Raw genomic sequence first — 10,000 nt, 5'->3', positions numbered from 1 at the left:
GTCGACGGGGCCGGCCTGTGTCTGCCGCCCCTCCGCCGGCGGCTGCGCGCGGCGTGCGCCCGCCCCGGTCTGCTGGCCGGTGGCCGGCGGCGCCGGGGCGACGGCACGGGCCAGCCCCTCGGCCACGGCCCGTTCGATGTCCGCGGCGAGCTGCTGCGCCTCCGGCAGGCCCTGGTCCGCGAGCATGGCGGCGAGCCCGCCCGCGTACCCCTGGCCCACGGCTCTGATCTTCCAGGCGTCGCCCCGCCGGTACAGCTCCACGGCGGTGACCGCCGACTCGCTGTCCAGGCCGGTGATGACGAACCGCGCGATCGCCGTGCCGTCGAGGCCGGTGACGGCCACCGACGGCGGTGCGATGGCGCCGAAGCTCCGCGGCCCCGGCACGCCGGCGGGCAGCGCCAGCAGCACGTGCACGCGCTCCACGTCCGGCGGCATCACGTCCAGGTCCACCGCCAGCCGGTGTGCCGCCGCTGCCTGGCCGGGCACTTCGAGGCCCGGCAGCTGCGGCGCACCGGGGTGCGCGATCCGGCCCGGGTCGCTGACCCGGCCGTCCTCTCCGCCCAGCGTGGCGCCCGGTGTCACCGGGCTCCCCGCCGAAATCCTGATCTCCACCCGGGTCTGCGGCAGCGGATGATTCTGCCCGCGGACCAACTCGGCCGTCATGCGGCCCTCCCCTGCACTCGCTGCGGCCGTCGACGTCGCGTCATGCCTCGGAAACCGGTCGCCCCGTCCCCGCCTCAGAGAAGCGGCTGGATCGACGGCATGAGGTCCTGGAAGGTGCGGCCGTTCGCCGGCGAGCCGAGGGCGGTCATGCCCCAGCCGGAGCCCGTCCGGTGCACCTTGGCCATGATCTGGGCGGTGTACGTGCCGCCGCCGGTGAGGGTGTAGCGCGCCAGCTCCTGGCCGTTGGACTCGTCCACCAGCCGGCAGAAGGCGTTCTGCACCTCCGCGAAGGTCTGGCCGGTGAAGGAGTTCACGGTGAAGACGATCTGGTCGATGTGCACCGGTACGCGCTGCAGGTCGACCAGGACCGACTCGTCGTCGCCGCCCTGGCCGGCGCCGCCGACGAGGTTGTCACCGGTGTGCCGCACCGAACCGTCGTCGCTCACGAGGTGCTGGAAGAAGACGACGTCCACGGGCTGCTTGTCGGCGAAGAGCACGGCGGAGGCGTCGAGGTCGATCTCGCGCGTCCGCTTTCCGAAGAGGCCGCGGCGTTCGGCGGCCTGCCAGCCCAGTCCCATGCGTACCGCGTTGAGGGAGCCGCCATCGGACTTCTGCAGGCTGATGGCCTGACCCTTGGTCAAGTTGATCGACACGCTTACGTTCCCCTCCTGTCCGAACACGCCATGACCGGCGCGTTGCCCCGCACATTACGCAGGACAGCGGCCCTGTGCTCCCCCCGGGGGAGGATTTGTGGCTCTCCTGCTACACAGCACCGGTTGTGCGCTCCCGGCGGCCGCGCTCCGCGCACGCCCGGCGGGCGCCCGGCCGCCCCCGCACGACCCGGTGCTACGACAGCCCCGCCTCCTTCATCTGCCGCAGCTCCTTCTTCATCTCCGCCACCTCGTCCCGCAGCCGGGCGGCCACCTCGAACTGCAGCTCCGCGGCCGCGGCCCGCATCCGGGCGGTCATGTCCTCGATCTGCGCGGCGAGGTCGGCGGCGGGCGTCTCGGTGGGCGCGCTCCCGGCGGCGGCGCCCCTGCCGGGCCGGCCGGCGGGCTTCGTCTGCTGCCGCAGCTCCGGCACCGGCGCCTTCGCCGGGGCCTCGGGCTGCGTGGCCCGGTAGCCCGTGCCGAGCAGCGCCTCGGTGTCGACCTCCTCGCGGGCGATCTGCGCGACGATGTCGTTGATCTTCTTGCGCAGGGGCTGCGGGTCGATCCCGTGTTCGTCGTTGTACGCGATCTGCTTGGCGCGGCGCCGGTTGGTCTCGTCGATCGCCTTCTCCATGCCCGGCGTGATCTTGTCCGCGTACATGTGCACCTGGCCGGAGACGTTGCGCGCGGCGCGGCCGATGGTCTGGATGAGCGACGTGCCCGACCGGAGGAAGCCCTCCTTGTCCGCGTCGAGGATGGCGACGAGCGAGACCTCGGGCAGGTCCAGGCCCTCGCGCAGCAGGTTGATGCCGACCAGTACGTCGAACTCGCCGGCGCGCAGCTCGCGCAGCAGCTCGACGCGGCGCAGCGTGTCGACGTCGCTGTGCAGGTAGCGCACCTGGATGCCCAGCTCCAGGAAGTAGTCGGTGAGGTCCTCGGCCATCTTCTTCGTGAGCGTGGTGACGAGGACGCGTTCGTCCTTCTCCGCGCGCGTGCGGATCTCGTGCACCAGGTCGTCGATCTGGCCCTCGGTCGGCTTGACGACGACCTCGGGGTCGACAAGCCCGGTGGGCCGGATGATCTGCTCCACGACGCCGTCGCCGCGAGACAGTTCGTACGGCCCGGGGGTGGCGGACAGGTAGACGGTCTGGCCGATGCGCTCCAGGAACTCCTCCCACTTCAGCGGGCGGTTGTCCAGCGCGGACGGCAGCCGGAAGCCGTGGTCGACGAGGGTGCGCTTGCGGGAGGCGTCGCCCTCGTACATGGCACCGATCTGGGGGACGGTGACGTGCGACTCGTCGATGACGAGGACGAAGTCCTCCGGGAAGTAGTCCAGCAGGGTGTGCGGTGGAGAGCCGGTCTCGCGCCCGTCCATGTGCAGCGAGTAGTTCTCGACGCCCGAGCAGGTGCCGATCTGCTGGAGCATCTCCAGGTCGTACGTCGTGCGCATGCGCAGCCGCTGCGCCTCCAGCAGCTTGCCCTGCTTCTCCAGCGCCCCCAGCTGCTCGCCCAGCTCGGTCTCGATGCCGGCGACGGCCTTGGCCATGCGCTCGGGGCCGGCGATGTAGTGGGAGGCGGGGAAGACGTACAGCGCGTCGTCCTCGCTCATCACCTCGCCGGTCAGCGGGTGGAGCGTGGACAGGGCCTCGATCTCGTCCCCGAACATCTCGATGCGGACGGCCAGTTCCTCGTAGACCGGGAAGATCTCGACGGTGTCGCCGCGGACCCGGAACGTGCCGCGCGTGAACGCCTGGTCGTTGCGCGTGTACTGGATGTCGACGAAGCGGCGCAGCAACTGGTCCCGGTCGATCTCCTCGCCGACCTTCAGCGGCACCATGCGGTCGACGTACTCCTGCGGCGTGCCCAGGCCGTAGATGCAGGAGACGGAGGCGACCACGATGACGTCGCGGCGGGTGAGCAGCGAGTTCGTCGCGGAGTGGCGCAGGCGCTCCACCTCCTCGTTGATCGAGGAGTCCTTCTCGATGTACGTGTCCGTCTGGGGGACGTACGCCTCGGGCTGGTAGTAGTCGTAGTACGAGACGAAGTACTCCACGGCGTTGTTCGGCAGCAGCTCGCGGAACTCGTTCGCCAGCTGGGCTGCCAGCGTCTTGTTGGGCGCGAGGACCAGCGTGGGCCGCTGGAGGCGCTCGACCATCCAGGCCGTCGTCGCCGACTTGCCCGTGCCGGTGGCGCCGAGCAGCACGACGTCCCGCTCGCCCGCTCTGATCCGCCGTTCCAGCTCGTCGATGGCGGCGGGTTGGTCACCGCTGGGCTGGTACGGGCTGACGACCTCGAAGGGCGCCGTGGTGCGTTCGATGTCTGTGACGGGCCGCATGGTCCCACCGTACGACCCGCCACCGACAACGCGGACCGGATCGCCCGGGCACCCTCGCCGACCTGGCCCAATACCGCAGGCCCCGTTCGGCCGACCAGATGATTTCCAGCCGGACCGGCGGCGGCCGGGCGCGGGCAGTAAGCGCTTCCCCAACCCTCTCACCTGCGTCGACGGGAGTGCGCCGGCGTTCACCGCGCCGATATCGGCGTTCAATCTCTGTCCATCCCCGGCCTCGTACTCTGTCGCCTGCCACTGGGACCCTGCGGCGACAAGTGATCACCTCTAGCCGAGGAGACTGCATGCCCTCCCGCACGCTTACGCGCGCGTCCGGCGCCCTGACGGCCCTGGCCGGCATCGTACTCACCGCGACCGCCACGACCGCCACCGCGACCGCCGCCGAGCCCGCTGCCGGCACCGCCGCCGCCCCGGTCGTGACCGTCGCGCACCGCGGCGCCTCGGCGGTCGCCCCGGAGAACACCCTCGAAGCCGTCGACGTGGCCCATCAGATGGGCATCGACTGGGTCGAGAACGACGTGCAGCGCAGCAAGGACGGCGAGCTGGTCATCATGCACGACGACAACCTCGCCCGGACCACGAACGTGGAAGAGGTCTACCCCGACCGCGCCCCCTGGAAGGTCGCCGACTTCACCTGGAAGGAGATCAGCAGGCTCGACGCCGGCGGCTGGAAGGGCGAGGAGTGGGCCGGCGCGCGCGTGCCGACCCTGAAGCAGTACATGAAGCGGGTGACGCAGAACCGCCAGAAGCTGGTGCTGGAGATCAAGAAGCCGGAGCTGTACCCGGGGATCGAGAAGGAGATCCTCACCGAGCTGCGCAGGACGGGCTGGCTGAGCCGGGCGGCCGTGCGGAACAAGCTGGTCGTGCAGAGCTTCGGCGCCGACTCCCTCAGGACCGTGCACAAGCTGCGGCCGGACGTGAAGACCGGCTTCCTCGGCACCCCCGCCGTGGCGGACCTGCCCGCCTACGCCGCCTTCTCCGACCAGATCAACTCCCACCACGGCACCGTGTCCGCGGACTACTACGCGGCGGTGCACGCGCTTGAGGGCCCGCACGGCAAGCGGCTGGAGAGCTACACGTGGACCGTCGACGACCCGGCACGGGCCGTCGAGCTGGCCGGGTGGGGCGCGGACGGCATCATCACCAACAAGCCCGACGTGATCGCCGAGGCGCTTGAGGACGCCGGCTTCGGGGTCGCCGGCTTCGGGGTCGCCGCGCGGTAGCGCCCCGGGGCGGTCCGGTACGGACCGGGCGCGGCGGGCCGTGGGCCCGGCCGCGGTCAGCCGCCGTGCCGGCCGCCCCGCTCGAAGTACGTCGCCGCTCCCGAGCCAGCCGGCTCGGGGGCGGCGGCGCTCCCGCCGAAGACGGTGCCCCCGCCGACGGCAGCGTCCCCGCCGAAGGCGGCCTCTCCGCCGAAGGCGGCGTCCTCGTCCTCGACGGACACCCGCCACTCGTTCTCCAGCGGGTCCATGCCGACGAACAGCCCGACGAACACCAGGAGCAGCACCGGCCCGATCAGGATCGGCGCCAGGATCTCCGCCGGGCTCTTGCCCTCCGCCGCCCCGTTCACGGCCTGGGCCTGCACCTCCAGCGCCGCCATCCCCGTGTAGTGCATGCCGGAGACGGCCACGCCCATGATCAGCGCGGCGCCCACCGCGACGCCGAACCGCTTGACGGTCATCGCCAGCCACAGCGCGGCCGTGGCGGCGACCACGGCGATGAGCACGGACAGCGCGACGACCATGCCGTCGTACTCCAGCCGCCCGCGGTCCATCTTCATGCCCGCCATGCCGAGGTAGTGCATGGCCGCGACGCCGAGGCCGGTGATGACGCCGCCGGTGGTGAGCGCGAACGCGGTACGGCCCAGGTAGCCGACGATGAAGACGCCGACGCCGACCACCAGGACGGCGACGCCGAGGCTCGCCAGCGTGATCGGCACGTCGTAACCGATGTGGACGGAGTCGGCGGTGAAGCCCATCATCGCGATGAAGTGCATGGTGAAGATGCCCGTGCCGATGGCCACCGCGCCGAGCAGCAGCCAGCCGGCCCGGCGCGCGGGCTCGACGGTCAGCGCGCGCATGGTGCAGCGAAGCCCCAGGGCACTGCCGACCGCGGCCATGACGAAGGCGGTGACGGGGGTGAGCAGGCCATACGTGAACCCGTCGACGGGCACGGGGGCAGCGAGCACGGAGTGACTCCCGGGTCTACTGATGCGTCTACAGACGTGTCGACAGATGTACAAGGCAACCAGAGGAAATCGTAGGTCTGTGCGAGTCGGGATCGAAACGTCCGTCCCGCGGTCGGCACAGCCGATACGCAATCGGTACCTGCCCGTCTGCGGCGCGGACCCGGAACGGAGCGGGGCCGGGCGGTGGGCGATCGGGGGTGGTCGGGGGGGCGGTTGTCGGTGCCGTGTCCTACGCTCGCGGCATGGACGCCACCGATGCCCTCGCGCCCCGGCAGGTCCGCCGGGTGGTCGACTCGCCGATCGGCCCGCTGCTGCTCGCCGCGACGGACCGGGGGCTGGTCAAGGTCGGGTTCCACGCGAAGCCGGGGGCCGCGGGCGCCGGCGGCGCGGCGGAGCCGGCGGGTCCCGCCGGGCACATAGCCGCGGCCGAGCGGCAGTTGCGGGCGTACTTCGCCGGCGACCTGAAGGACTTCCGGCTGGAGCTGGACTGGTCGCTGTCCGACGGCTTCCACCGGCGGGTGCTGGAGGAGCTGGCGGCCGCGGTGCCGTACGGCTCGGTCGTCAGCTACCAGTTCCTCGCCGACCGCGTCGGCGAGCCCGGCGCGGCGCAGGCGGTCGGGCGGGCCATGGCGTCGAACCCGTTGCCGGTCGTGGTGCCCTGCCACCGCGTCGTCGAGAGCGACGGCGGCCTGGGCGGCTTCGGCGGCGGGCTGGAGACGAAACGGAGCCTGCTGGCGCTGGAGGGCGTGCTGCCGGAGCCGCTGTTCTGACGCGGTGAGCGGGCGGACGGGCCGGGGGCGCCCCGGGCCGGCCGGGCCGAACGGGCCGGCACGACGGACGTACGAGGGAGGCTCCGGGCGTGGGCAAGCAGATCGCCCTGCTGCGCGGCATCAACGTCGGCGGCAGGAACAAGGTCCCCATGGCCGGGCTGCGCGCCGCGCTGACCGACCGCGGCTTCGGCGGCGTCGCCACGTACGTCGCCAGCGGGAACGTCGTCTTCGACGACCCCGGCACCCCGCCGGAGAAGACCGCCGAGGCCGTCGAGGCGGCCGTCGAGGAGGAGTTCGGCGTGCGGGTGGGGGCCGTCGTCCGCACCCGGGACGAGATCGCCGCGGTCGTCGCCGCCAACCCGCTGCCGGAGGGCGCCGCGGAGCCGGCCCGCTTCCTGGCCGTGTTCCTGTCCGGGCCGGCGCCGGCGGACGCCTGGTTCCGTACCGCCGACCCCGCGGCGTACGCGCCCGACCGGTACGAGATCGGGGACCGCGTCGTCTACGTCTGGTGCCCGGGCGGGCTCGGCCGGTCGAAGCTGGCGGCCGACTTCTCCGGCCGCAAACTGGCGGTGACGGCGACCGCGCGCAACTGGAACACGGTCCTCAAGCTGCTGGAGCTGGCGGACGGCTGACCCGCGGGACACGGCCGGGCCCGCCCAGCCGGCCCGGCGCGGCTCATCCGGGCGTATCCGGGCCCGTCCCGGGCCGCCCGCGGTCCAGCTCCCGCGCCCACGCCTCCAGCGCCTCGAAGTCCTCCTCCACCAGCCCCCGCGCGGGGTTGATCTGCCGCAGCAGCGCCTCCCCCGCGTGGTGCTCGGCGATCCACTCGGCGTCGGCCGCCGTGATCTCGTCGTCCACCCAGGCGAACGTCCGGCCGGCGGCCCAGGCGGCGACGTGCCGCGTCTTCCAGTACAGCCCGTCCGGGTCGTCTGTGGTGAACATCGTCGGCCACTCGATGACCGGCAGCGGCGGCAGCCCCAGCACCCGGTCGCCGATGACGGTGTTGGCCTCGTGCATCCACGTCGTCGCCCACACCAGTCGGTACGGCAGCGACAGCAGCCGCTCCCCGTGCGCCGGCCGCAGCCACAGCCGGAGCGGCCCGGCGGGCATCCCGGTGACCACGTACTCGCCATACCCGGGCGGCTGGGCCCCGGCGGCGTACGGGTTGAGAGGGCCGTCGACGTCGAGCAGGAGGAGGGGGCGTTCCGGGGGGTCGGAGGCGGCGGCGGGCGGGGCGGCGTCGGAGTCGGCGGCGCGGTCAACGTCGTCCATCCTCCGAAGGTAGGCGCTGCCGCCGCCGGTGCAGAGGCCCGCGCGTGCGCCCGTTCCGCGAGGCACCCCGACGGCCGCCGCGCCGGGGCCCGGCTGCCGGCCGTTCCGCCCACCCCCTAGGGTCTGGGCCATGGCGATCCCCGAGGTCATCCCGATACGTCACGAGCCCGGCTACCGCACCGAGAACATCGGGCGTTACGCGGACGGGCAGTTCCTGGCCTCGATCACCGCCGCGTACCCGCCCGGCTACCGCATGGGCCCCGACTGGCTGGAGCACCGCCGCTGGTTCGCCGTCCTGCACCGCTTCGACGGCGAGGGCCGGCACACCGGCTCCGACATCTGGACCCCGGGGCCCGGCGTCCCCGCGGACGGGCGGCTGGACGCGAAGATGGAGGGCTGGCTCGACGAACTGCCGGGGCTGGTCTTCGGCGACATCGCGATCAGGCCGTTCGAGGTCACGGTGGACGGGATCCGCTTCGGGCTGGTCGCCGAGCGGCACGCGGAGCCGGGCGCCGGTGACGGTGGCGGTGGCGGCGCCGGAGAAGACGAGCCGGACTGGGCGGTGTTGTACCCGGACCGGCTCGGTTTCCACGCGCCGTGGGACGGCCTGTACGACACGTAGGGGCTGATCACCGGGGCCCGGCGGCCGTACGGTGGGCGCATGCACCTGACCGACGAGGTCCGCGACGCGCTCGCGGACCGGCGCCCGGTCGTCGCCCTGGAGTCGACGATCATCGCCCACGGCCTGCCCCGCCCCCGCAATCTGGAGGTGGCGGCGGAGCTGGAGGACATCGTCCGCTCCGCCGGCGCCGTGCCCGCCACCGTCGCCGTGCTCGACGGCATCCCGCACGCCGGCCTCGGCGGGGCGCAGTTGGAGCGGATCGCGTCCGACGACACCGTACGCAAGCTGACCGTGCGCGACCTCGCGCCGGCCGCCGCCCTCGGCGCCAGCGGCGCGACGACCGTCGCGGCCACGGCGTTCCTCGCGGCCCGCGCGGGGATCGGCGTCTTCGCCACCGGCGGGCTGGGCGGGGTGCACCGGCGGTGGACGGAGGCGCAGGACGAGTCGGCGGACCTGCGGCTGCTCGCGGAGACGCGGATCGCGGTGGTGTGCGCGGGGGTGAAGTCGATCCTGGACGTGCCGGCGACGCTGCAGCGCCTGGAGACGCTGGGCGTGACGGTGCTCGGCTACGGCACGGCGGAGTTCCCGGGGTTCTATCTGCGGACGTCCGGTGAGCCGGTGGAGTGGACGGTCCGTACTCCGGCGGAGGTCGCAGCGGTGCTGGGCGCCCAACGGGACCTCGGCGTGCCGCCGTCGGCGGTGATCGTGGCCAACCCGGTGCCGGCCGCGGAGCAGTTGGACCCGGTAGTGCACGACGCGGTGCTGGCCGACGCCCTGCGCGAGGCGGACCGGCGGGGCGTGCGCGGGCAGGCGATCACGCCGTTCCTGCTGGGGTATCTGACGGAGCACACGCGCGGGGCGTCGCTGGAGGCGAACCTCGCGGCGGTGCGGGGGAACGTACGGCTCGCCGCGGAGATCGCGGTGCACAGCGGGGCGTGAGGTGCGGCGTGTGACCTGCCGGCGGTGAGCGGGCCGCGGGGCCCACTCCGCGGCGCATTCGGTCACGAGACGCGCCTGCGCCACGGCCGCGCGCGCAGCCGGCCGGCAACCCCGCCGTGCGGGGCGGCGGCGAGCGCTTCGCGGACGGCGGCGGTGAAGCACTCCGGTTCGCGGAAGAGCTGGCGTGGTGTGGTGTGGACGAGGTGCAGCCCCAGCGATTCGAGGGCGTTGTGGTGGTCCACGGTGCCGTCGTCGTCGCGGTACGGCGGCTCGGCGAGGTGGAGCAGGACGCCGGTGCGGGGCCAGTGGGCGTGCGGGGTGGTGAGCCAGTAGCCGTCGAGGTGCAGGTGGGTGCGCCAGAGCGGGGGCGGCAGGCCCGCGGCGCGGAGCACGGTGCGGGCCCGGATCTCGGCGGGTGCGCGGACGGCGGGGCCGAGGGCGGCGAGCACTGGGGCGACGTCGGGGCGGGTGTGCAGGCCGGCGGCGCGGAGCGCGGCCGCCAGGGTGGCCGGCGGAGTGCCGTGGGCGTCCCGCAGTTCGCCGAGC

Annotated in this window: 10 protein-coding genes and 1 pseudogene; 5 read left to right on the top strand and 6 right to left on the bottom strand. The window is 73.4% G+C overall.

Translation table 11 applies throughout. From position 1 onward, the window contains the following. The 3 genes from ABD317_RS28120 to uvrB form a co-directional block, all read right to left on the bottom strand. A partial coding sequence (locus tag ABD317_RS28120) for a TerD family protein (RefSeq protein WP_344293237.1) occupies window positions 1–663 on the bottom strand: 663 nt, incomplete at its 3' end. Between the two features lie 74 nt (window positions 664–737). Then, a complete protein-coding gene (locus tag ABD317_RS28115; RefSeq protein WP_027753591.1) occupies window positions 738–1,316 on the bottom strand; it encodes a TerD family protein in 579 nt (192 codons plus the stop codon). Between the two features lie 193 nt (window positions 1,317–1,509). Beyond that, window positions 1,510–3,648 carry an excinuclease ABC subunit UvrB gene (gene uvrB, locus ABD317_RS28110; RefSeq protein ID WP_027753592.1) on the bottom strand — a complete coding sequence of 713 codons (2,139 nt, stop codon included), beginning with the start codon at window positions 3,646–3,648 and terminating at the stop codon, window positions 1,510–1,512. A gap of 299 nt (window positions 3,649–3,947) precedes the next feature. On the opposite strand from uvrB, the gene ABD317_RS28105 reads away from it, so the two are divergent. Next, window positions 3,948–4,886: a glycerophosphodiester phosphodiesterase gene (locus tag ABD317_RS28105; protein WP_344293235.1), complete on the top strand. Its 939-nt coding sequence runs from the start codon at window positions 3,948–3,950 to the stop codon at window positions 4,884–4,886. Window positions 4,887–4,942: 56 nt separating this feature from the next. Here the strand turns inward: ABD317_RS28105 and ABD317_RS28100 are convergent, their stop codons facing one another. Further along, window positions 4,943–5,836: an MHYT domain-containing protein gene (locus ABD317_RS28100; RefSeq protein WP_344293239.1), complete on the bottom strand. Its 894-nt coding sequence runs from the start codon at window positions 5,834–5,836 to the stop codon at window positions 4,943–4,945. A 257-nt stretch (window positions 5,837–6,093) separates the two neighbouring features. Here ABD317_RS28100 and ABD317_RS28095 point away from each other — a divergent pair, with 257 nt between their 5' ends. Further along, window positions 6,094–6,621: a methylated-DNA--[protein]-cysteine S-methyltransferase gene (locus tag ABD317_RS28095; protein WP_344293233.1), complete on the top strand. Its 528-nt coding sequence runs from the start codon at window positions 6,094–6,096 to the stop codon at window positions 6,619–6,621. A gap of 89 nt (window positions 6,622–6,710) precedes the next feature. Then, window positions 6,711–7,253: a DUF1697 domain-containing protein gene (locus ABD317_RS28090; protein ID WP_344293231.1), complete on the top strand. Its 543-nt coding sequence runs from the start codon at window positions 6,711–6,713 to the stop codon at window positions 7,251–7,253. A gap of 43 nt (window positions 7,254–7,296) precedes the next feature. On the opposite strand, the gene ABD317_RS28085 is transcribed toward ABD317_RS28090, so the two are convergent. Next, the gene (locus ABD317_RS28085) at window positions 7,297–7,893 is read right to left on the bottom strand and encodes an HAD domain-containing protein (RefSeq protein ID WP_344293230.1); all 597 of its coding nucleotides are present in this window, start codon (window positions 7,891–7,893) and stop codon (window positions 7,297–7,299) included. A 130-nt stretch (window positions 7,894–8,023) separates the two neighbouring features. Here ABD317_RS28085 and ABD317_RS28080 point away from each other — a divergent pair, with 130 nt between their 5' ends. After that, complete coding sequence (locus tag ABD317_RS28080; RefSeq protein WP_344293228.1) at window positions 8,024–8,515, top strand: hypothetical protein; 492 nt, start codon at window positions 8,024–8,026, stop codon at window positions 8,513–8,515. A 39-nt stretch (window positions 8,516–8,554) separates the two neighbouring features. After that, window positions 8,555–9,454 carry a pseudouridine-5'-phosphate glycosidase gene (locus ABD317_RS28075; RefSeq protein ID WP_344293226.1) on the top strand — a complete coding sequence of 300 codons (900 nt, stop codon included), beginning with the start codon at window positions 8,555–8,557 and terminating at the stop codon, window positions 9,452–9,454. Window positions 9,455–9,516: 62 nt separating this feature from the next. On the opposite strand, the pseudogene ABD317_RS28070 reads toward ABD317_RS28075, so the two are convergent. Then, a pseudogene (locus ABD317_RS28070) lies at window positions 9,517–10,000 on the bottom strand (hypothetical protein); the annotation flags it as partial.

The organism is Streptomyces synnematoformans (assembly GCF_039531005.1).
Taxonomy (GTDB): domain Bacteria; phylum Actinomycetota; class Actinomycetes; order Streptomycetales; family Streptomycetaceae; genus Streptomyces; species Streptomyces synnematoformans.
Note: the sequence above shows the minus strand (reverse complement) of the source record. Positions and strands in the feature narration are given on the sequence as shown.